The organism is Brevibacillus porteri, from assembly GCF_003013475.1.
Taxonomy (GTDB): domain Bacteria; phylum Bacillota; class Bacilli; order Brevibacillales; family Brevibacillaceae; genus Brevibacillus; species Brevibacillus porteri.
In genome coordinates, this window is the sequence record NZ_PXZO01000032.1 from 64,764 (window position 1) to 87,087 (window position 22,324).

Annotated in this window: 25 protein-coding genes and 1 other annotated feature; of the genes, 24 read left to right on the plus strand and 1 reads right to left on the minus strand. The window is 46.4% G+C overall.

All coding sequences use genetic code 11. The annotated features are described in order from the left end of the window. Nucleotides 1-107 precede the first annotated feature (107 nt). The 8 genes from C7R92_RS17115 (at nt 108) to C7R92_RS17150 (ending at nt 9,848) form a co-directional block, all read left to right on the plus strand. Entirely contained in the window at nt 108-1,253 is a 1,146-nt protein-coding gene (locus tag C7R92_RS17115; protein WP_106835077.1) for a WD40 repeat domain-containing protein, read from the plus strand. Nucleotides 1,254-1,523: 270 nt separating this feature from the next. Beyond that, a complete protein-coding gene (locus C7R92_RS17120) occupies nt 1,524-3,329 on the plus strand; it encodes an IucA/IucC family protein (protein ID WP_106835078.1) in 1,806 nt (601 codons plus the stop codon). Between the two features lie 40 nt (nt 3,330-3,369). Beyond that, a complete protein-coding gene (locus C7R92_RS17125; RefSeq protein WP_106835079.1) occupies nt 3,370-5,235 on the plus strand; it encodes an IucA/IucC family protein in 1,866 nt (621 codons plus the stop codon). A gap of 1 nt (nt 5,236) precedes the next feature. Next, nucleotides 5,237-6,481 carry an AMP-binding protein gene (locus C7R92_RS17130; RefSeq protein WP_106835080.1) on the plus strand — a complete coding sequence of 415 codons (1,245 nt, stop codon included), beginning with the start codon at nt 5,237-5,239 and terminating at the stop codon, nt 6,479-6,481. Further along, nucleotides 6,478-6,744 (plus strand): petrobactin biosynthesis protein AsbD, encoded by a 267-nt coding sequence (gene asbD, locus C7R92_RS17135; RefSeq protein ID WP_069850274.1) that lies wholly within the window; start codon nt 6,478-6,480, stop codon nt 6,742-6,744. The genes C7R92_RS17130 and asbD overlap by 4 nt, the downstream gene beginning before the upstream one ends. Before the next feature lie 32 nt (nt 6,745-6,776). After that, nucleotides 6,777-7,760, plus strand: coding sequence for a DUF6005 family protein (locus C7R92_RS17140; protein ID WP_106835081.1), 984 nt, complete (start codon nt 6,777-6,779; stop codon nt 7,758-7,760). A gap of 7 nt (nt 7,761-7,767) precedes the next feature. Beyond that, on the plus strand, nt 7,768-8,607 hold the full coding sequence (locus C7R92_RS17145) for a sugar phosphate isomerase/epimerase family protein (RefSeq protein ID WP_106835082.1): 840 nt from the start codon (nt 7,768-7,770) through the stop codon (nt 8,605-8,607). Nucleotides 8,608-8,717: 110 nt separating this feature from the next. Continuing rightward, a complete protein-coding gene (locus C7R92_RS17150; RefSeq protein WP_106835083.1) occupies nt 8,718-9,848 on the plus strand; it encodes a TolB-like translocation protein in 1,131 nt (376 codons plus the stop codon). A gap of 51 nt (nt 9,849-9,899) precedes the next feature. On the opposite strand, the gene C7R92_RS17155 is transcribed toward C7R92_RS17150, so the two are convergent. After that, nucleotides 9,900-11,282 carry a UDP-N-acetylmuramoyl-tripeptide--D-alanyl-D-alanine ligase gene (locus C7R92_RS17155; RefSeq protein ID WP_106835084.1) on the minus strand — a complete coding sequence of 461 codons (1,383 nt, stop codon included), beginning with the start codon at nt 11,280-11,282 and terminating at the stop codon, nt 9,900-9,902. Nucleotides 11,283-11,431: 149 nt separating this feature from the next. On the opposite strand from C7R92_RS17155, the gene C7R92_RS17160 reads away from it, so the two are divergent. From C7R92_RS17160 to recO, 16 genes are all read left to right on the plus strand, one after another. Beyond that, nucleotides 11,432-11,755 (plus strand): histidine triad nucleotide-binding protein, encoded by a 324-nt coding sequence (locus tag C7R92_RS17160; protein WP_012685763.1) that lies wholly within the window; start codon nt 11,432-11,434, stop codon nt 11,753-11,755. Between the two features lie 113 nt (nt 11,756-11,868). Further along, entirely contained in the window at nt 11,869-12,042 is a 174-nt protein-coding gene (rpsU, locus tag C7R92_RS17165) for a 30S ribosomal protein S21 (RefSeq protein WP_007727630.1), read from the plus strand. A 17-nt stretch (nt 12,043-12,059) separates the two neighbouring features. Next, a complete protein-coding gene (locus C7R92_RS17170) occupies nt 12,060-12,506 on the plus strand; it encodes a GatB/YqeY domain-containing protein (RefSeq protein WP_017247738.1) in 447 nt (148 codons plus the stop codon). 167 nt (nt 12,507-12,673) lie between these two features. Beyond that, on the plus strand, nt 12,674-14,017 hold the full coding sequence (locus C7R92_RS17175) for an NfeD family protein (RefSeq protein WP_106835085.1): 1,344 nt from the start codon (nt 12,674-12,676) through the stop codon (nt 14,015-14,017). Nucleotides 14,018-14,024: 7 nt separating this feature from the next. Further along, nucleotides 14,025-15,029 (plus strand): flotillin-like protein FloA, encoded by a 1,005-nt coding sequence (floA, locus tag C7R92_RS17180; protein ID WP_017247740.1) that lies wholly within the window; start codon nt 14,025-14,027, stop codon nt 15,027-15,029. Between the two features lie 11 nt (nt 15,030-15,040). Then, the gene (locus C7R92_RS17185; RefSeq protein ID WP_106835086.1) at nt 15,041-15,544 is read left to right on the plus strand and encodes a hypothetical protein; all 504 of its coding nucleotides are present in this window, start codon (nt 15,041-15,043) and stop codon (nt 15,542-15,544) included. A 166-nt stretch (nt 15,545-15,710) separates the two neighbouring features. Continuing rightward, a complete protein-coding gene (locus tag C7R92_RS17190; RefSeq protein WP_069850261.1) occupies nt 15,711-15,908 on the plus strand; it encodes a hypothetical protein in 198 nt (65 codons plus the stop codon). Nucleotides 15,909-16,113: 205 nt separating this feature from the next. Next, nucleotides 16,114-16,410 carry a sporulation protein YqfC gene (gene yqfC, locus C7R92_RS17195; protein WP_007727617.1) on the plus strand — a complete coding sequence of 99 codons (297 nt, stop codon included), beginning with the start codon at nt 16,114-16,116 and terminating at the stop codon, nt 16,408-16,410. A 28-nt stretch (nt 16,411-16,438) separates the two neighbouring features. Beyond that, nucleotides 16,439-17,623 carry a sporulation protein YqfD gene (gene yqfD, locus C7R92_RS17200; protein ID WP_069850258.1) on the plus strand — a complete coding sequence of 395 codons (1,185 nt, stop codon included), beginning with the start codon at nt 16,439-16,441 and terminating at the stop codon, nt 17,621-17,623. 56 nt (nt 17,624-17,679) lie between these two features. Continuing rightward, on the plus strand, nt 17,680-18,651 hold the full coding sequence (locus C7R92_RS17205; RefSeq protein ID WP_069850256.1) for a PhoH family protein: 972 nt from the start codon (nt 17,680-17,682) through the stop codon (nt 18,649-18,651). Nucleotides 18,652-18,654: 3 nt separating this feature from the next. Then, on the plus strand, nt 18,655-19,164 hold the full coding sequence (gene ybeY / locus C7R92_RS17210) for an rRNA maturation RNase YbeY (protein WP_173622527.1): 510 nt from the start codon (nt 18,655-18,657) through the stop codon (nt 19,162-19,164). Between the two features lie 9 nt (nt 19,165-19,173). Continuing rightward, on the plus strand, nt 19,174-19,545 hold the full coding sequence (locus C7R92_RS17215) for a diacylglycerol kinase family protein (RefSeq protein WP_106835087.1): 372 nt from the start codon (nt 19,174-19,176) through the stop codon (nt 19,543-19,545). Nucleotides 19,546-19,700: 155 nt separating this feature from the next. After that, entirely contained in the window at nt 19,701-20,099 is a 399-nt protein-coding gene (gene cdd / locus C7R92_RS17220; RefSeq protein WP_106835088.1) for a cytidine deaminase, read from the plus strand. Further along, the gene (era, locus tag C7R92_RS17225) at nt 20,092-21,009 is read left to right on the plus strand and encodes a GTPase Era (protein ID WP_069850248.1); all 918 of its coding nucleotides are present in this window, start codon (nt 20,092-20,094) and stop codon (nt 21,007-21,009) included. Before cdd ends, era begins: the two co-directional genes overlap by 8 nt. 104 nt (nt 21,010-21,113) lie before the next feature. Then, nucleotides 21,114-21,269 carry a YqzL family protein gene (locus C7R92_RS17230; RefSeq protein ID WP_012685773.1) on the plus strand — a complete coding sequence of 52 codons (156 nt, stop codon included), beginning with the start codon at nt 21,114-21,116 and terminating at the stop codon, nt 21,267-21,269. After that, the gene (gene recO, locus C7R92_RS17235) at nt 21,260-22,033 is read left to right on the plus strand and encodes a DNA repair protein RecO (protein ID WP_106835089.1); all 774 of its coding nucleotides are present in this window, start codon (nt 21,260-21,262) and stop codon (nt 22,031-22,033) included. The genes C7R92_RS17230 and recO overlap by 10 nt, the downstream gene beginning before the upstream one ends. A 50-nt stretch (nt 22,034-22,083) precedes the next feature. Beyond that, nucleotides 22,084-22,259: a binding site (T-box leader), on the plus strand. Nucleotides 22,260-22,324 lie beyond the last annotated feature (65 nt).

The following is a 22,324-nucleotide window of genomic DNA, read 5'->3' on the forward strand; positions in this document are numbered from 1 at the left end:
AAAAAAGATGCTGATGAATCGGCATCTTTTTTCTTTTTGTATAAAAGTTGGTAACCAAATGGTAATGGGGCACGTCTGAGTATTGATAACAGATTAGGAGGATCTTAATGAAAAAACAGTTCTTGCTCTCATGTTTGCTAGCTACTCTGCTAAGTTCCTTCTTTCCTGGACAAACGGGTGCAGCCATTCCTACATCACAGGACCCGCGAAAACCTGACATGGTGACGATTTATCATGCGACCCCGGATGGAAAGACGAAAAAAATCCAAACCAACATGCCCTTGATTCATCGCGCAAGCATTTCACCCTCAGGGAGATTTGTGTACGGAGAACGAATCGGGTATGGTAAGGAAGATCCGACAATCCCTTTCCTGTACGACATTCAGACGAAAAAGCTGATGCAATTGTCGGGCATTGCCAAGTGGTCAAACAAGCAGGACGTACTGTACATCCGTGAAAATGACGGAATCGTTAGGCTGACAACGACAGACGGTAAAAAGACCGTGCTCGTTCCGGGCATTGTCCAGTATCCAGTGCTCGATTTTGCGATTTCACCGGATGAACAGTACTTGGCTTTTACCCGCAAGGATGAAAAAGCCGCTGATTCAAAAGGAAGTGCTCATCTCTACATTCAACATCTGCCAACGCTTCAAATCAAAAAGCATGATCAATATGAGTGGAGACAAGACAAAGCTGCACTAGAAGAGAAGTATTATTGGATGCCAAATTCCAAAAAGCTGTTTTACTTAACGAAAGAAGCTTCCAAAGAATTGGACATGTCCACAGGGATGAAAACGGATCACAAAACGACCGCTCTTCCCTCTTACTCCAGCGATATGAAGTATCAGTATATCAAGACAGAACAAGAAGAATATGTGCTGGATTTGCAAACGGGGAAAAAGAACTTTTTAAAGGTCGTAGAGGAGTACACAGCAGCCCTGCGAAGAATCCTATGGTCGCCAATTGGCCATCAGTTTGCTGCTGAACAACTTTTGAGCTGGTCCAGTTCCCAGGATAATTACATGTTGATGTTCGTCTTCAATGAACCGAACAAATACGGAAATCCTTTCGGCAATCATGTAAATCCTGGGCTGTTGAGCACCTACATGCAGGATAAGGACAATTATCAACTGATTGGGTGGGCAGGTGATGGTAAATCGTTTTATTTTGCTGATCTTGCTTCTATTCATATTTACGATTTTGGTCCGGGCAAGCTTAACTGGGAAACGTATGAATTTTATGAAAAACGTTAGCTTGTAAGCACGCCGGGAGATAGTCTTTGTCTATGCAGAACAGATGGACGAATCATGAGAAAAAAGATGCTGATAAATGTGCATCTTTTTTCTTTTTATGTAGGAAGGAGGAACTAATTTCTGTCAGCTCATCTCTCCTAACTGTACAAGATGAATATTATCGCTTGAAATGAGAATGATAATCGTTTACATTATTTATGGGACGTTTTACCAGTTATGTAAGTCACAATGCTTGGATAAAAAATTGGATCAAGCAAGAGGAGAGGTAACATGTTCGTAGTCAAGCATATCGCAGAGCATGCAACGATGCAGAGCTTTCTCAATTGTTATCTCCGAGAAACAGGTAGGGGCGAGTGGATCGATCGGAAAGACGAGATTACGAAGCAGCTAACGAAAATCATACAGCCGAGTACAACAGGTACGTACCTTCATTGCGAACTCCCGCATCAGGGGATTTCCCTCTATGTCGGTGTCAAATATCATTCGGTGACTGGCAGGCATTTGTTTCATTATCCAGCTTGCTACCGAAGTGGTGACTGTACGCGTTTCGTTCAGGCGGACTATTTGACATTAGCGGTTCTTTTGATTAAAGAACTAACGCTTCCGCATGGGGAAAATGCCGTTCCAGATGAATTAGTCTTGCGCATGATTCAAAGCTGCCAAAGCATTGAGAAATTTGTTCGGACTCGCCAAAGTAATGAGGAGATTTTATACGGAGTGGAACAAAGCTTCATCGAAGCAGAGCAGGCGCTTTTGTTCGGTCACTTGTTCCATCCGACACCGAAGAGTCAGCAAGGAATTCCTGAGGCCAAGCAAGCGTTGTATGCACCGGAGTGTTGCGGGAAGTTTCAACTCCACTTGTTTGCTGCCCATCCGTCAATTGTTCACGAAAAATCTGGGCTAACAGAATCCGCTACGCAATTACTGAAGGGTGAGTTTCCTTCGATATCTGATGTCGATCCATCATTTTCAATCGTCCCGATTCATCCGCTTCAAGCAGAATGGTTGCTTGAACAGGTAGCCGTTCAATCCTTGATCGAGAAAGGGTTACTTCTTTACATAGGACCAGCAGGTGAGGAGTATATGGCAACATCTTCTCTCAGAACGGTTTATCATCCTGAAAAGAAATACATGCTCAAGCTGTCCGTCCCTATCAAAGTTACGAATTCTTTACGGATCAATAAGTTAAGTGAAATGGAGATTGGTTTAGAGGCGAAACAACTTTTTGAAACAGGGATTGGTGAGGTAAGTCGCAAGTATCCAGGCTTTGGTTTTATCTCTGATCCGGCTTACATTACGATCACGTTGGATCAGGCGGAAGAAACGGGATTTGAAGTAATCCTGCGTGATAATCCCTTTATGGGGAGTCATGCTCGTCAGGTCACCCAAATCGCTGCACTCGTACAAGATCCACTTCCTGGGTACAAGAGTAGGTTGGCAACGCTCATTCACCATCTGGCACAAATAGAAGGGAAGGCACTGGAAGTAGTTAGTTTGGAATGGTTTAAGCGCTATGTAGATATTTCTTTGAAGCCAATGGTATGGCTCTATCTAAAATACGGAATCGGCTTGGAAGCCCATCAACAGAATAGTGTTGTCACTCTGAAAGACGGATACCCCGCTCAGTTCTTTTATCGTGATAATCAAGGCTATTATTTCTCAGAATCAATGCAAGAAGTATTAGAGACAGAATTGCCTGGGATTGGCAAGGCGAGTAAAAACATCTACAAAGATCATCTTGTAGACGAGCGAATCACCTATTACATGGTTTTTAACCATATGTTTGGACTCATCAATGGATTTGGAACGGAAGGATTAATTGATGAAAAAATCTTATTGGCAGAGATGCATGAGGTTTTGACGGAATTTTTACCTATGAATCGAGAGGCGTCGAAGTTTCTGGAGAATCTACTTACTCGCGAACAGCTTCCGTGTAAGGCGAATCTGCTCACGCGCTTCTATGATCTGGATGAATTAACCCAACCAGAAGAGCGATCATCTGTTTTTGTTTACATAGATAATCCTTTAGCAAAAGTAAAGCAGACCGAAAAGGCAGGGCTGCATGCTTTTGGATAGCTTACTAGCGTCTAGCTTGAAGAGATTTGGAGGATAAGGTATGGAGTTAACTTTACAGGATTTCTCGATTGAAGAGGCACTTCACTCGACACAGTACGTGCAGGTGAGAAGAAGGGTGTTTCGACAATGCATAGAGTCTTTGTTATATGAGGGAATTGTGATTCCTGAGACCCTGCAAGAAGGTGACGAGACGATTTACACCCTACATGGACTTGATGAGGGTGACCTGCCTGTTCGCTATCGTTGCCGAGGGCGGAGGAGTGCTAGTTTTGGGCTTGTTCGTTTAGGGAACGACCCTGTTACTCGTGTTGTTTACGATCAAAGTGGAGTTGCCCAGCAAGAATTTGAAGCGATATCCCTCACTCGTTTTTTAGTGGAAGTCTTCCGAATGAATACGGTAGATGAACAAAGACTGAAGCTATTTGCCAATGATTTGGAACAAACGTTGTTAAAGGATACATTGTCCCAATACTATCGGGTACAAAATGATATTCGGATGCAGGGCAAATCGTACGATGAGCTCGAAGGTGATCTGATGGACGGTCACCCTTACCACCCTAGCTATAAATCACGTGTTGGATTTACCTACATAGATCATTTTGCTTATGGTCCTGAATTTAAGCAGGAAGTTCGTTTTCTTTGGTTAGCGATAAAAAAACAATATTCTCAAGTGTCCATTGATCAAGGGAAAAATTTCGATGACCTTCTCTTGGAGGAAATAGGACGGGAACAAAAAGAAATCTTTCAGCAAATCATCGTCAATCATGGATGCGATCCTGAGCAGTATGCCTTCGTGCCTGTCCATCCTTGGCAGTGGCGTAATCATGTTGTGCCAGGATTCCTGGACGATATTCATCGCAAAGAGATCATTGTGTTAGGAGTAGGGGCTGATGGTCATCGTCCACAACAATCCATCCGGACCTTTGCTAACAAAAGTAATCCGCATAAACCGTATCTGAAACTCTCGATCAACGTGGTGAATACATCAGCGCCACGTCATCTCACTCCCCATTCACTGGCAAGTGCCCCCATTGTTTCGAGGTGGCTCAAGGGGATTACGGACGCAGATTCGTATTTACGAGACGAACAAAAGGTGATCATGCTCCAAGAGTTTGCGGCAGTGGCATACGATCCTCCACCTGCTTCTGATCTGGTGGAAATGGTTACATTCGGAGTAATTGGGTGCATGTGGAGAGAAAGTCTCATCCCTCATCTCGAAGCGGGAGAAGATGCGGTACCTTATAACGCATTAGCGGCAGTAGAGGTGGATGGGGTGCCATTCATTGATCGTTGGATTCGTGAGCAAGGGCTTGAGAATTGGCTTGCGCGATTATTGGAAAACAGTGTAGTGCCGGTCGTTCATATATTGGTGAAACACGGGATTGCGATGGAATCCCACGGGCAGAATATGGTCTTGGTGCATCGGGATGGTGTCCCTACTCGGGTGGCATTAAAGGATTTTCATGAAGATTTGATTTTTTGCCAACCGTTCTTGAGTGAGCCAGACAAATGCCCGAACTTCGCGGACGTGCATGAATATTACGCAACGAAGCCAGATGATGTAATGTTCCACATGAATGAAACATCAACAGTCAGAGATTTGACGTTAGAGACTTTATTTCTGATCAATCTGGGGCAACTCGCACGGGTGTTAGAGGAGCATTACGGATATGCCGAAGAGCAATTCTGGGAAATGGCCGTAAAGGTATTGGAGGGTCACCAACAACGATTCCCGGAATTGGCGGCGCGATTTAAGCGATTTGATCTGTTTGTTCCAAGCGTGCAGGTAGAGAAATTGACCAAGAAAAAGCTATATACAACAAACGAGAACTATCATTTACATGAAGTTCCCAATCCTTTGTTCGAGGCAAGGAAAAAGCTTCATTCCATGGCTGGAGGTTACTAGCATGATCATTGTGAATCAAAATGAGATTTCTGTGCATGAAATGGAGAGACATAAGCAAGGGTTCGAAAGCATGGATCATTTCCGACAGCCGGAAGGACAGAGGTACGCAGTCTGCATAGCTGACCCACTTGACGTGATTAGTCTTGTTCAATATTTACGTGAGCATAACGCTTCGGTGCTATTAATTCATGGGGAAACCCCAATGGAAACCGCTTATCAAATGGCGGTGAAGGCAAGATGTTATGGGCTTGTTTATCAGGAGACGAAACACTTCTTGTCCATCGCGGATAAACAACAGAGCGAAAAACCATCGCTCTATCAATATAGTTCAGGTACTACGGGGGACGCGAAGCTAATCGGGAGAAGCTGGGATGATATCCAAACCGAAATTCATGCCTACAACCAATTGTTTCAGGGAGAGGAAGCGTTAACCCCGATCGTGCTGGCATCGGTGACACATTCGTATGGATTGATATGTGGCGTTTTGGCAGCACTGGAACGGGGAAGTAAGCCTTCGATTGTGACGCACAAAAATCCGAAGTTTGCTCTGCAAGTGATTCAAGATACTCCCCAGCATATTGTTTATGGTCTGCCAGTCTTTTATCACATCTTATCAAGCTTTACGCGAGAGCAGGTACGCTTTCACCGGTTAATGACATCTGGCGCTCCAATGCCAGAAGGCTTGTTTCAAAAGCTGCAAGGCATGAGCGACATCTTGATGCAACAATATGGATGCTCCGAGGCGGGGTGCATCAGTATGAGTAAACAGATGCGGACGCATACAGATCTGGGTGTCCCCCTTTCCCATGTGACAATGACAGCAGGTGAGAATGAAGAACAACCTGCGGAAATAGTCATTCGAATTGGACAGAACGAAATAGCGACGCAGGATTTAGGTTTCTGGACGGGAGAAGGCCATATTCAATTTGTGTCGAGGATGGATGATGTGATTAACGTCTCTGGCTTAAAGGTATTTCCTTTAGAGGTTGAGGACGTCATCTTGAAAATGAATGGGACAAAAGAAGTGGTTGTGTATCGCGGACGTCATCCGGTCATGGGAGAGATTGTGAAGGCGCAGGTTATTACAGAGGGAGGAACTACTCCTGAACAAATCAGGGAATGGTGCCAAGATCGTTTGCCAGGATATAAAGTCCCATTCGAAATCCAATGTGTGACGAGCATTCCTAAGACAGCCACAGGAAAAATCAGCCGTCGATTATTAGAAATGGAGACGATCAGCAAATGATACGAACAGAAAGAATGAAGCAAATCCATACGATCATGACCGAAAAATTAAAATTATCGCATATCCTCACGCTGGAGGAGTCCATGCGATTGAATGAGGATCTACATATTGATTCAATTATGCTGTTACAACTGATTGTTTATATCGAGGAAGATTTGAAATTGGTAGTACCTGCTCATGAGTTAGATCCACGAATCTTCCAAACGGTTGGATCACTCCTTACTTTTGTTGAACAGCTGGCACCGCAGCATGTGTCGAATTAGCAACTATACAAACATCGAGTGGGGGATACAGAATGGTTAAGGTTCATTGCATTATTTCGTGCCTATGCGAAGTGATTAAGCGTCGCACAAAAATTGATTATCGTCCCTATTACTTTGGCATATGGGATGCCGAGTACTCCATAACGGATCAAGGTGTGGTTACGTATTACATTGATAACCATGAGGAGATTATCAAGGGATATGAACGACTTTTTCGAGCGAACGTAACGGAATGGTATGATCATTCCAAAGATAAAGCCTCCAATCTGGACATGTTCTTAGAGCTAATTGATAAGCGTACCGAGGATCAGTTTGTCCTTGTTCAGATAGACATGTCGCTGGTTCCAGAGCGAGATAATAAATTTGCGTTGAAGCCATTCCCGCATTTTTTGATGATTTCAAAAACGGAGAATGAAGATGAGTGGTTTATGTTTGACCCGGATTTTCGTTGGGAAGGCAATGTGAAGAAGGATACGGTGATCAAAGCCTTCTTAGAAAATCCGTTTGGTGGCGGCTTTATGGTGGATGCGAGTGAAATTAAGGAACCAACCTATGAAATGATCCACGACTACTTCTACGCAGCACTCAAACGTGATCATAATCCTTTTACGGTTGAATTGAAGCAATTGATTACGGACATGGCAGAAGGGCGCAATGGATACAACTTGGACATGTTACTCCCAGCAGTGACTCAGGTTAAAGTGATTGCGATCCGTAAATACAGCTATGAGTATGCATTTCTATATCTGCAAGATTACCTGCAATACCATCGTGATGAGTTTTTGCGCATTGCCTATAAAGTGGAGGACATCTACCAAGGGTTTACGACAGCGCAGTACTTGTCTGTCAAAATGGCGATGACCAAGAATATGGCGTTGTTACCTCCGATTATCGAGGCGTTAGAAGAGATTGATCTGATTGAACTTGAAGTGAAAAAAGAGTTGGAACGTCAGTTTGTTCTGTGGACCCAAATGGATAAAAGTCTCGTCACTGTAGACGAAAAAGGGTGGAGGTAAAGGTCAAATGAAACTCTCATTGTGCACAATCACTTTTCGCCACCAGTTGATTTCGTTTGCGGAAATTGTTCGGTTTGCTCATCGTCATCATTTTGATGGAATGGAGTTGTGGGGAATTCACGCTCAAGATCTGTACGATCATGATCGAATAGAGATGGAGGAACAGCTAGGAATACTCAGGGATCAAGGCATGTGTATCTCTATGCTGAGCGATTATCTGGATATTACGACCTCATCTGGATTTCATCGTACACTGGAAAAAGCAAAAAGACTCATTTCATTGGCGAAATGGCTAAATGTAAAGCAAATTAGGACGTTCGCTGGACAGAAGGCGAGTAAGGAAGTTGGGCCAGAAGAGCGGGCGCGTTATGTACATCATTTGTACATCTTATGTCAGATGTGTCAGGAGCACGGAATTCAGCTCTTGGTCGAAACACATCCGAATACGCTCACGGATTCTATGAGTTCGACGCTTGCTCTGTTGCAGGAAGTCAATCATCCTGCACTAAAAGTTAATCTTGATTTTCTTCATGTCTGGGAATCAGGTGCTGATCCAATCGACGCATACAACCAATTGAAGCCGTGGGTGGCTCATTATCATTTGAAAAATATCTCTTCATCGAATCATCTGTCGGTATTCGCTCCGCATAATGTATATGCTCCTAACGGGGATCGTGAGGGAATGGTACCACTCGGTGAGGGAGCTGTAGATTATGGACCTATTTTAGAGAAGATTGCAGATACCGATTATTTTGGTTCTATCGAATGGTTTGGTCAGAATCCGAAGCTTGTGTTAGCTGAAGAGGTAGAATGGCTGCGGAAGGGTATGCTGTTAGTCCGTAAGTGAAAGAAAGGTCGGGAGCGAGGGGATTGCTTCCGATCTTTTTTTATTCCAAAAGAAACCAAATGCCTTCAGTGAACGTCTTCGTATTGATCACTTATTCAGGAGGACCCTAGATGAAAAAACGCATATTGCTCTCATGCTTGCTGATCTCCTTGCTGGGTATCCTTGTCCCTGGGCAAATCAATGCCTCTGCTCCTGCGAAGGCAGACCCTCGCAAGCCAGAGCTGGTCGTCATCTATAAAGTAACGGTAGATGGAAAAGTGACAAAAACCGTTACGAACATGCCCTTGATCCACCGGGCGAGCATGTCGCCATCGAGCAGGTTTGTATACGGGGAGAGAATCGGATACGGGAAGGCAGACCCAACCATACCGTACTTGTACGATATGCAAACAAAAAAGATGACGCAGCTATCCGGTTTTGGCAAATGGTCACAGAAGCAGGACGCGCTCTACGTTCGTGAAAATGGCGGAATCGTGAAGCTCAGTCTGCCAGACGGCAAAAAAACGATACTCGTCCCGGCAGAAGCTCAGTATCCCGTCCTTGATTTTTCCGTTTCACCGGATGAACAGTACATGGTCTTTACCCGTATGGACATGCTTTCATCCAATACCAAGGTAAGCGCCCACCTGATCTTGCAGCATCTGCCTACACTCAAAATGAAAAAGAATGACCAGTATGAGTGGCGGAGTGGAACAGATGAAGAAATGTATTACTGGGTGCCGAATTCGAAAAAGCTGTTTTACAGAACGCAAACCGCATATAAGGAGTTAGACTTACCGACTGGCCTGAAATACGATCACAATATGATCACATTTCCTTCTTACTCCAATGATATGAAGTACCGTTATATCCGAACAATGACAGAAGAATACATGCTGGATTTGCAGGCAGGGAAAAAGAACAATTTGAAGGATCCAGTGTTCACTGAGAGACACTTGGACAAAATTGTTTGGTCGCCATCAGGAAGTCAGATGGCAGTAGAACAGCACTCTCGTACTTCTAATTCTCAGGATTCGTATATGTATATTCAATCATGCAAACAAGTCACAAAGTGCAGCTATCCATTCGGTTCTCCTGACAAGGGAATGCCTGGTTATTATCGTTCAAGTGACAATCATCGCATCATCGGCTGGGCGAAGGACGGGAAGTCATACTATGTAGCTGATCTCGCATCGATCCACTATACCGATTTTCCGCTTGAAAAATTGGGTCCTTCCAACAATGTCATTGAACTACGATGATAAAAAAGAAGCCGTCTCCCGTATATACGAGAGGCGGCTGTTCTTTATCTATTATTCGTGACCTTCCAAATCAGTGATAAGCGTCCATAATGACATACCTTTGGAGGCTTTAAACAGGAAAGCGTGTTTGTCATCGCGTAGCGGCAGTAATGCACGCAGTGCCTCTGCTTTTGTGGCGAAATGCAGCTTGTTCCCCGCGTAAGCATCATGGAGATGGCGAGTATTCTCACCAACTGTCACGAGGAGCTCGAAGCGCTCAGCGATGTCTTGAAGCGAGGCTCCGACGCCCGCATGCATAGCCGCACTGTCTGGTCCGAGCTCATACATATCCCCTAAGACAACGACTCTCCCGCGATCAGGGTACAAGTCAGCAAATGTGCGGACGGCAGCTTCCATGGAAACAGGGCTGGCATTGTACGCGTCACTGATGTACACCGTACCGTGCTTGGATGTGATCTGCTCAAAGCGCATGGCTGAGAGCTGGACGGTAGACAAGGCGTGCACAATTTGCTTCGTATCCATCCCGAGCCTTTTGGCAATCGCAACAGCGGGCAGAGCATTCAGGACACTATGCCGACCGTGCAGTGGCAGGAATGCCTCGAAATGCTCCCCGGAGGCAAAGTTCACTTTGAAGCGGGTCCCACCTTCAACCGATTCGATTTGCTCCGCCCAAATATCCGCCTTCTCATGAACAGAGTAGTACATGACCTCTCCCGGATACAGATGGGCTACCAATCGCAGATATTCGGAATCTTTGTTGAGCAGTACGAGCCCGTCAAGAGCGGTATGAGGAAGCAGCTCTGCCTTTGCGAGAGCAATTTTTTCACGCGTGCCAAAATGCTCAATATGGGACTCACCGATAAATGTAATCACGCTAATATCTGGCTGGACCAGCGAAGCGAGCAGATCGATTTCCCCGGCGTGGTTCATCCCGAGCTCCAGTACAGCAGCTTGATGTTTTTCTTCCATCTGTAAGAGCGACAAAGGCACACCGATGTGGTTGTTGAAGTTTTTATACGTCTTGTATACGGGCGAACGGCTCGCAAGTACGTGTGCCACGATGTCCTTCACGGTTGTTTTCCCGATACTTCCTGTAATGGCGATGCGAGGGAACGAAAAGCTTTTCCGATAAGCCGCAGCCAGCTTTTGAAAGCCACGCAGTGTATCATTGACGAGAATTAACCCAAAATCGCTTGGCAAGTTCGCAGGAATCTTCTCCTGATTCGAAACGAGTGCAGCTACAGCTCCTTGTTCAGCTGCTTGTAACAAAAAATCATGTCCATCCCGTGCGCCGCCTGTCAGCGCTACAAACAAAGATCCCGCAGTCAACTCGCGGGTATCAAAGTGAACGGATGACAAGGCAAGCCCTGGGGAACCAGTGAGCAAAATCCCTTCTGCGTTGATTGCTGCCTGATCCAGTGCAATTGGTTTCATCTGCACGAACTCCTTTTGTAATCCAGTTTCAACCTCGAAGTCATGCTACCATGCGTTAGGTAGCGCCGCAAGACAAAAGTGAGGGGATATGATACGATCAATTCTTACATACATAACGATCCACATACAGAGGAAGAAAGGAGTCTCCCATGGAAAAAAGTATTTTTACCAAAATCATGGACGGTGAAATTCCTGCTCGTATCGAGTATGAGGATGAGCACGTCATTGTCATCCATGATATTGCACCAAAAGCACGCGTACACTTGTTGATTATCCCGCGTAAGCCAATTCCCACGCTCATGGATGTAAGCGCCGAGGACCTGCCGCTTATCGGGCATATCCATCATGTCGCACAACTCTTGGCGAAAAAGCTGGAGTTGCCAGGTTTTCGCCTGATTAACAACTGCGGCAAAGAGGGTGGACAAGAGGTTTTTCACATTCATTATCATCTTTTGTCCGGTTTTTACGAATAAAATTGAACTAAAGGTTGACCTTCTTTAGTCATCTATCCTATAATGAAGTGTGACAGTCTGTTCGTACGTTCGACTCAGGCGTCCCACGGTTTTAGCGGAGGGAGGGAAGACAAATGGCAGAAATTCGAGTCAAGAAAAACGAGTCTTTGGATAGCGCACTTCGCCGCTTCAAGCGTGAAAGCGCAAAATCCGGGGTGATGGCGGAACTGCGTAAACGTCGCCACTTTGAGAAGCCTAGCATTAAGCGCAAGAAGAAATCCGAAGCAGCTCGCAAGCGCAAGTTTTAATTGACGGAGGGCTCATCATGAGTGTAATGGAGCGACTCGATCAAGATATGAAGCAAGCAATGAAGGACAGAGCTGCTCTAAAACTCTCTGTTATTCGCATGGTGAAAGCCGCATTAAAGAACGAAGAGATTAACAAGGGCAGACTTTTGTCTGAAGACGAAGTGCTGACCATCTTGACTCGTGAGTTAAAACAACGCCGTGAATCCCTCCACGAATTTGAGAAGGCAGGCCGCGTGGAACTTGCCTCGAAAACGCGCGAAGAGATCGACGTGCTCTCCGCTTACTTACCCGCTCAGCTTAGCGAAGACGAAATTCGTGATATCGTTCGGGAAGGTATCGTAGCTACCAATGCCTCCTCCAAAAAGGAGATGGGCAAAGTGATGGGTGCGATCATGCCGAAAGTGAAAGGCAGAGCAGACGGAAACCTCGTGCAAAAGATTGTATCTGAGGAACTACCATCGTAGACGAGAGTAACACCTCATATAGATACGAACAGAAAAACTCAACCTGTAAAGGTTGGGTTTTTCTTTTTTTCCCCAGATGTGAAATAAATATGAAACAATTGCCTCACTCTTTCGTATACCTTATTGCACATACGTTGAAGCTGATAGATGGAAAGGAGGTACATGCAATGAGTGCAACAAGGCTAGTAAAAAGCCACGTGCGATTGCTTTTTTCACTTCTTTGCCTGATTATGGGAATGACGATGCTTCTTGCTCCCGCATCCACAACAGCGCAGACCTATCAAAAAGCTGTCTGGATTCCAGTAGATAGCACGATCGAGCGAGGGTTGGAGAGCTTTTTAGAAAGAGCATTTGCTGACGCACAGGACCAGCAGGCAGATCTTGTAATCCTGCATATCAATACGCCAGGTGGAGAAGTGAATGCTGCCGACCAGATTGGTCAGTTGATCCGTCAGGCTCCCATGCATGTGATAGCCTATATTGATAACCAGGCTTTTTCAGCGGGAACGTACATCGCCCTGAATGCAAATGAAATTATTATGACTCCAGGTAGTAGCATGGGGGCAGCCGCACCGATTGACTTGGCAGGGAATGCAGCAGATATCAAGTTCATTTCCGGTTGGAGCAATAAAATGAAGGCGGCAGCGGAGTTGAACAATCGCAATCCTGACGTTGCTCGCGCGATGGTGGAAATTGATACAGAATTCCCAGGATTAAAGCCAAAAGGCACGGTGCTTTCTCTCGATGCCCAACAAGCGAAGAAGTTGGGTTATGCAGATGATGTGGTGTCCAATAAGGAAGCGCTGCTCAAAAAGCTCGGCATTCAGTCGGATTCCCTTCAGGCGATTGAGCCAACAGGTGGAGAGCTAGTCGCTAGATGGGTGACGAGTCCCATTGTGATGAGTCTGCTGCTCGTCATTGGACTTGGAGGAATTGTAGTAGAACTGTTTGCCCCTGGCTTTGGTGTTGCGGGGACGATTTCGCTCGTCGCGTTCAGTTTGTATTTCTTCGGGCATTATGTAGCGGGATTTGCCAACTGGTTGCACATCGGACTGTTTGCCATCGGAATCTTACTGATGCTTATGGAAATTTTTCTTCCGGGCGGCATTGTCGGAGCCATTGGCTTCGTGAGCATTGTGACAGGCCTTGTTATGGCAGCATATGACACACAGCAAGGGCTCGCATCGCTGGGTGTAGCTGCATTGATCACGGCAATTGTAACGTTCCTGTTAGTGAAGAAATACGGGGTCAAAGGTCTATTCAACAAGTTTGTCTTGGGTGACACGCAGCGCAATGAAGAAGGCTACGTAGCACCGCGCGATCAGCGTGAGCTGGAAGGAAAATCAGGCATCGCCCTTACAACGTTGCGCCCGGCAGGGGTCGTCAAGGTGGAAGGAAAACGTGTGGATGCAGTATCGGTTGGTGGTTTCATTGAAGCGGGTACTGCCATCACCGTTGTGCAAGTAGAAGGCACGCGTATCGTTGTTGCCGAACTAGAACAAAAGGAGTGAGTTCTTCATGTTTGAAGGCGGTTTGATTCCCCTTATTTTTATGGTGGCAGTAGCCATCGTTGTACTTTCTATTTTCTTCTCGTTCGTACCCGTTATGCTCTGGATTTCTGCACTGGCTTCCGGTGTGAATATCGGGATTATTACCCTCGTCGCTATGCGCTTGCGTCGCGTTGTACCATCTCGTATTGTGAATCCTTTGATTAAAGCACGTAAAGCCGGCTTGCAGTTGGATACAAACCAATTGGAGAGCCATTATCTCGCAGGCGGTAACGTAGACCGTGTAGTAGATGCGCTCGTAGCAGCACAACGCGCAGATATTCCACTTGGCTTCGAGCGAGCAGCAGCCATTGATCTGGCTGGTCGTGATGTATTGGAAGCGGTACAAATGAGCGTTAACCCGAAAGTGATTGAAACACCTGTGGTAGCAGCAATGGCTAAGGACGGTATCGAGCTGCGCACTCGTGCAAAAGTAACGGTTCGTGCCAACATCGATCGATTGGTCGGTGGTGCTGGTGAAGAAACGATTATCGCCCGCGTAGGTGAGGGGATCGTATCGACAATTGGTTCGTCAAAAGGACATAAGGACGTATTGGAAAATCCGGATTTGATCTCTAAAACGGTATTAAACAAAGGTCTGGATGCCGGAACTGCTTTTGAAATTCTCTCGATTGATATTGCGGACGTGGATGTAGGGAAAAATATCGGGGCACAATTGCAAACCGACCAAGCAGAAGCAGATAAACGTATTGCCCAAGCGAAAGCGGAAGAGCGTCGCGCCATGGCGGTAGCCCAAGAGCAGGAAATGATTGCGCGCGTACAAGAAATGAAGGCAAAAGTAGTAGAAGCCGAAGCGCAAGTACCACTCGCTTTGTCCGAAGCATTGAAAAGTGGCAAAATGGGCGTAATGGATTATTACAACATGCAAAACATTGCTGCTGATACACAAATGCGTCAATCCTTCGGGCATGCAGGTGACAAACAAGATCCTGCTATGCCAGACGAGAAAGAATAAGGGCGATTGCCATGGAAGATCTCATGGATCTCGTCGTAGATTTACTGGGTTTAGTCGAGTGGATCATCCCGCTCATCGGCAAGTTCTGGTTTGTCATCCTTGGTTACTTAGGATATAAAGCTCTTGGCAAAGCCGGAAAGAAAAAGATGTCTCAAGGCAAAAAAATGCCTCCGCTTACCCCGGCCACAACGTCGGATATCCCTAGGGAAACGGAGGATTACGGTAGAGAGACGGTGCGGGCATTCTCCAAATACGAGCCACTTCAGCAAGAATCGATGGAAGGGATTGGAGTCGAGCAGGAATGGGCATTCTCCAGTACAGCTCGTGCTTCAACGGGTCCAACTATCACAGTGAAGCAATCGGAAACGATGAAGGTCGCTGATTCGGAACGAGCGGGAACACTCTCATCGAAACACGGCAACCCGCGTGATGGGATGAAGTGGGCGCTCATTTTTGGAGAGCCGCGCTCAAAAGCTCCGTACGCCCAGCAGGTTAGGCAAAGAAAAATGATATAATAGCAGCTAGTTAAACAGGTGAACCTCGGTTCGCCTGTTTTTTTATGGAAACCAATGTTTTCGTGTCGAAATATATCGAATAACTTGTCTTGTTTCTCGTATCCCTGTTGACTATCCTGAATGTAAAGAAAATTCTTCCAATAGAAGAAGGGGTAGAGGTCAAGCGATGAATCAACAAATTTTTGAACAAATGGGGCGGTTTCGTCAAAAAGTGATTCGGCTTGCCATCTTCGAAAACAAATCGATATATGAAACGGCGATCGCGTGCGGTTGTTCAGCTGAAAAAGTAAAACGAGTCATGAAAAAATGGAAGGCGCTTACAAAAGGAAAAGAGCTGGTTTCTCCTGCAAAAGAAAGCAAATAATCAATGGGGTTTGTTGAAGTATTCCAAAGTCTGAGTTCTCAAGTGCTTGCGAAATTGCGAGCGACGAGAGCTCTTTTTTTGTGACTGTTTTTGATGAATGCCTCTTTATGCTCCCGCATACGCATAGATAAGAATGGTTTTGCACCTGCAAACAGATGAGATCGTCATATTCGCCAATATATAGAACGAGAAGGGGGGCTAATCCATGAAGCGTTGGAGCCGCCGTCTGCGCCAGTTGGCCGGAGGGGTGTTGGATCTGCCGCAAGATGTAGTCCTGGAAGTCCCGCGCATCACGATGATCGGTCATTTGCAAATGTATATAGAGAATCATCGAGGAGTCTTGCATTTTAGCGAAAAAGAGCTTCGCCTGCTGTTGACGAACGGTCAAATGATTGTTTCAGGTGAACAGCTCGTCATCCGAGCGATTTTGCCTGAGGAGGTTTTGTTAGAAGGCAGAATTGGTGGCGTGAAATTTTTGGAGACGGGACCACAGAGCTCGTAATCTTTGTTAGAGGGAGGGGGCGGCACGTATGCGGAATGGAATCAAGGAGTGGGTGGATGGACATGTAACCATTACCGTTCGGGGAAAACGATTTGAGCGGATGCTGAATATGGCCGTACGGGATGGAATTCGAATCTGGAATATTCGCAGGGTAGGAGAAGAGGTGACTCGCTGTGATATTTTGATTCGTGATTATTTTCGTTTACGGCCGCTTTTAAAAGAGACAGGCTGTCGTAGTCACGTTGAGGCAAGAGACGGGCTGCCTTTTTGGCTGCTGCGGTTACGCAGACGAACTGGATTGGCGATTGGGGCTGCTCTTTTTTTCATCGGCTTGTACATGCTCTCCTCTTTTGTCTGGAGTGTCGAGGTAAGTGGGACAAAAATGGTCGATCCACGACGGGTGATTCAAGCTGCCGAACAAGTGGGGATTAAAGAAGGGGCATGGAAGGTCAAACTAAAAGAACCGTTGGTTTTGCAAAAAGAGCTGTTGAGTCTGTTGCCTGAAGCGTCCTGGGTTGGAATCGAGATTCAAGGAACCAAGGTCATGCTTCAAGTGGTTGAAAAAGAGGCTCCCGTTAAGCCGCTTGCAACAGGTCCCCGTCATCTTGTAGCCAAAAAGAGGGCTGTCGTCCATAAAATTCTCCCAGAGGTTGGTCGTAGTCAGGTTGTGAGCAATCAATTGGTGGAAAAAGGCCAAGTGCTCATTTCTGGGATCATTGGCAATGACGCCCGTCAACAAGCTGTATCAGCGCGAGGCAAGGTGCAAGGGGAAGTGTGGTATATGAGCAACACATCGGTCCCGCTCAAACAAACGATGCACCGTCTGACGGGGGAAAAGCTGGAGCAGCAATACCTGCTTGTTGGCCCCTATGCGATATACGTGTGGCCATTTGAAAAACAGTCCTTTGCACAAGCTGAAATGGCAGAACAACGGTTTTTGCCCTCGTATGCGGGATATACCTCACCACTTGGCTGGAAGACAGTAACGTATGCGCAAACAGAACCCGTTCAAACAGAAATGAGCGTGGAGGAAGCGACGGAACTGGCTAAAAAATTCGCCAGGGAGGATATCTTGCAAAAAGCTGGAAAAGATGCGTTCATTCAGGACGAAAAAGTTTTGCACGTCACAACAGAGAATGGTAAAGTTTACGTAAGCATTCATTTTTCCGTCATTGAAGATATTGCCATTGAACAGCCTTTCGTGGGGCAGTGAGGGATGGCAAGCAAATGACGCATTGCTGATTACCGTTGCAAGGAGATGGAAGCCTGTTGCACGTACAAGATGAGGTAAGAATCCCGTTTTCAGACGCATCTGAGGCCTTGCTGTTGTTCGGACCACATGACGCGTACCTAACACTGATCGAGCAAAGAAGTTCCGCTAAAATTATGACCCGAGAAGGCGAACTGGTTATTAGCGGGGATAAGCCGGAAGTGGACAAACTGACAGAGTTGATTGAAATTCTGCTACAGTTGATTCGCAGAGGGATTGCCCTGTCCGAACGAGACATCTCTTATGCGATGTCGTTGATTGAACGGGGAGAAGGTGCCCAACTGCTCGATGTGTATGATGAAGAAGTCGCTCGTACCCAACGTGGCAAAGTAATCAGGGCAAAGACATTGGGTCAGCGTCATTACTTGTCTGCGATCAAGAAGCATGACATTGTGTTTGGAATTGGACCAGCTGGTACCGGCAAAACGTATTTGGCTGTTGTCACAGCAGTAAATGCGTTGAAAAATGCGCGTGTCAAACGGATCGTTCTTACCAGACCGGCCGTAGAAGCGGGGGAGAGCCTTGGATTTTTGCCAGGAGATTTGCAGGAAAAAGTAGACCCTTATCTGCGTCCGCTCTATGATGCCTTGTACGACATGCTGGGCAATGAACAAGTCGCCAAAATGATGGAACGTGGACTCATTGAGGTTGCACCTTTGGCGTACATGCGTGGTCGTACGCTCGAAGATTCCTTTGTCATTTTGGATGAAGCCCAGAACACAACTCCCGAGCAAATGAAAATGTTTTTGACCAGGCTTGGTTTTGGTTCCAAAATGGTCATTACGGGTGATGTGACGCAGGTGGATTTGCCAAAAGGCAAGAAATCCGGATTGCGCGAAGCACAGCGCATCTTAAGTCCGATTTCCGATGTAGCCTTTATTCATTTCCAAGAGGGAGACGTCGTTCGTCACAGTCTGGTACAAAAAATTATCGCTGCCTATGCCAAGGAAGAAGTAGATCACGGCTATTAATAAATGGCGTCACAAAAAGGAGATCGTTTATCTGTGTTATCTGTAGAAATCCTTCATGAAGAAATCGAGCCGATCGATGAGAATTTGCAAAACCTGCTTGTCCGTTGCCTGGAAGCAGCGGCTAAGCTGGAAGACGTACAAGGAGAAGTCGTTGTCACGCTGGTGAACAACGAGCGCATCCACGAGCTGAATCGCGACTATCGAGGCGTTGATCGGCCTACGGATGTTCTGTCCTTTGCGATGAACGAGCCGGGTGAAGGGGAAATGGAAATCTTCATCGATGAGGATGAGGCCAGCGAGTTTCCGAATATGCTTGGAGATATCATCATCTCCGTGCCAAAAGCACAAGAGCAGGCCGAAGACTATGGTCATTCATTTGAACGCGAACTCGGATTTCTCACGGTTCATGGTTTTCTTCACCTTCTTGGCTACGATCATGGGACGCCAGAAGAAGAGAAGGAAATGTTTTCACGTCAAGAAAAGGTGCTGGAAGAAATCGGCTTGACGAGGTAGGAGATTACGTTGAAGGAATGGCGACGATTGACTCGCAGCTTCGCCTATGCTCTACAAGGAATTTCCTATACCGTACGGACACAGCGAAACATGCAAATCCACGTAGCCGCAGCCATTGTAGTGCTGGCGGCAGCGTGGTGGCTGCAGATACCACGCAGCGATGTTTTGCTGGTCCTTTTTTCTATCGGATTGGTCTTCTCCCTTGAGCTGGTAAATACCGCGATTGAAGCAGTCGTTGATTTAGCTTCCCCAGAATGGCACGCCAAGGCGAAGATTGCCAAAGATGTGGGAGCAGGAGCTGTGCTTGTGGCAGCGATCCTGTCCCTTCTCATTGGAGTCCTTGTATTTGGACAGCCACTGTTGCAAAAAGTATGGGGATAGTTTTTACTAGTAGAGAATAAGAAATTTTTTCATAGCCAAATGAGGTACCGGACGGGTCATTCTAGTTGACCTTTCAGTCTGGTTTCTTCGTGTCTCATTGGACACATTCTGTTGTGAAATGATGTTAAAGATCAATCATATGAGGAATGATGAGAATGGATAAACAAGCATTATTAGCACAAGCAATCGAAGCTAGAAAGCTCGCTTATGTACCGTACTCCAAGTTTCAGGTAGGAGCAGCTCTTTTAGCTGAGAATGGCAAGGTTTATTTGGGAGGCAATATTGAAAATGCAGCGTACTCGCTGTGCAACTGCGCAGAGCGTACGGCTCTTTTTAAAGCGTACTCGGAAGGCGATCGGACTTACAAGGCATTAGCCGTTGCTGCCGATACGCCGCAAGCTGTATCACCGTGCGGGGCTTGCCGACAAGTCATGGCAGAGCTGTGCCCGCCGGACATGCCTGTATTTTTGACAAATCTCAAAGGCGACATTTGGGAAACGACAGTATCTGCCCTGCTTCCAGGCGCATTCACCAAGGAGGATTTACGTGGATAATCGCAAGACCAAGCAATCGTTTAAATCGGGCTTTGTTTCCATTGTGGGACGGCCAAATGTTGGAAAATCAACACTGTTGAATCATATTGTAGGACATAAAATCGCCATCATGTCGAATAAGCCGCAAACGACACGCAATAAAATTACGGCTGTTCATACGACAGAAGAGGGTCAGATCATTTTCTTGGATACACCTGGTATTCATAAGCCGCAGTCCAAACTCGGAAACTACATGGTTTCCGTTGCCGAAAACACATTGAACGAAGTAGATCTTGTTCTGTTTGTTGTCGACGCAACAGAGAAACGCGGAGCCGGGGACGACTACATCATCGAGCGTCTGAAGCAGGTCAAAACGCCAGTATTTTTGGTCATCAACAAAATTGACAAGGTGCATCCGGAAGCACTGCTGCCGATTATTGATGATTATCGCAAATTGTATGATTTCAAGCAGATTGTTCCAATCTCTGCGCTAGAAGGAAACAACACAGGTTCATTGCAGGAGGCTATTTTGGGCGAAATGGAAGAGGGCCCCATGTATTATCCTGCGGATCAGGTGACAGATCATCCTGAGCGTTTTGTAGCAGCCGAGCTGATTCGGGAAAAAGTTCTGCATTTGACGAGAGAAGAAGTACCTCACTCTATCGCTGTCGTGATTGAAGAGATGAAGCGAGGGGAAAATGGTAAAACGCTTTACATTTACGCGGCCATTTACGTAGAGCGGGATTCCCAGCGCGGTATTTTAATCGGGCAAAAAGGTCAGATGCTCAAAGAAATCGGTCAACGTGCGCGCAAGGATATCGAGCGACTGATGGGGGACCAAGTATTTTTGGAGCTCTGGATCAAAGTGAAAAAGGATTGGCGCAACCAAGAGCGGATGCTGCGTAACTTCGGTTTCTACGACGAGCAATAATATTCCCATCGCGATGTGTTAATTTTTCCAAGGCATAGAATAACGGGCAAAGGTGATTCTAAGAAGGAAGTGGATAGACCCGATATAGGAAAGGATGATGCTCCATGCTTCGTGACTTTTCTTGGAGAGTTTTCGCTTCAACCGGTGACATCCATGCTTACCTTCTCTACCGTGATCACCATCAAACGGATGTTTCCAGCGAGGAAACCTCGTTTGATCTCGCCCAGGAAGAATTGGGTGACACGCAGGCATGCTTGTAAAGTGGGAAGGGATTGTCATTCGCAGTGTGGACTATGGTGAGTCCAGTAAAGTGATGACATTGTTTACCCGGGAGAACGGCAAATTAGGCGTGATGGCCCGTGGTGCCAAAAAAACCAAAAGCCGCATTGCCGCCGTCTCCCAGTTGTTTTCGCATAGTTATTATCTATGCAAGGCAGGACCCGGTACAGGAATGCCTGATCTCTCTCAGGGAGATATGTTGGATTCGTTCCGGGATATGCGGCAAAGCCTGACTGCTACGGCTTATGCTGCATACATAGCAGAACTATTGGATCGACTGACGCAGGAAAGGGAGCCGAATCCCTACTTGTTTCAGCTACTCCTTCATACGTTCCGCTATTTGGATGAAGGACGAGATGCTGAGATCCTGTGTCGTATTTTTGAGACCAAGATGCTAATTGTAGCGGGGATCTCCCCGCAGCTCACGGCGTGTGTAAACTGTGGCGAACAGCGGGAGCCCTATGCAATCAGTGTGGGACAGGGCGGCCTGTTGTGCCCAGTTTGCCAGCCTTCCGATCCGTATGCGATGGCAGTTACACCCTCTACCTGGAAGCTGTTACGGCTATTCCAGGTATTTGATTTGGAGCGGCTTGGTGACATTGAAGTAAAACCGGCTACACGCAACCAGCTCAAGCATGTGCTGCGGAGTTTTATGGACGAGTATCTGGATCTCAGGCTGAAAAGTCGAGCATTTCTGGAACAACTGGAGCGTATGGAAAGAATGACGCAATCCGATCATGACTAATTGACATACGAATTTGTTTTCGTTATGATAAGAACCAAACTTGTATACTGAATGTTGCCATGAAGGAAAAGAGTAGTCGGCCACTGGCTGTGAATAGCGAATCGGGGGTAGTGAGAGCCCGATCACCATGCTGATGAAGGGCGTTCTGGAGCAATTTGATTGTAAGGTGGGCGAAGAAGTCATTCGCCAAGTAGGGTGGAACCGCGAGAATCCTCTCGTCCCTACACTGTCGCATCAGGCAGTGTAGAGGCGGGAGGTTTTTTTAGTTTCGACTTAAAGCCAAGTTCTAAT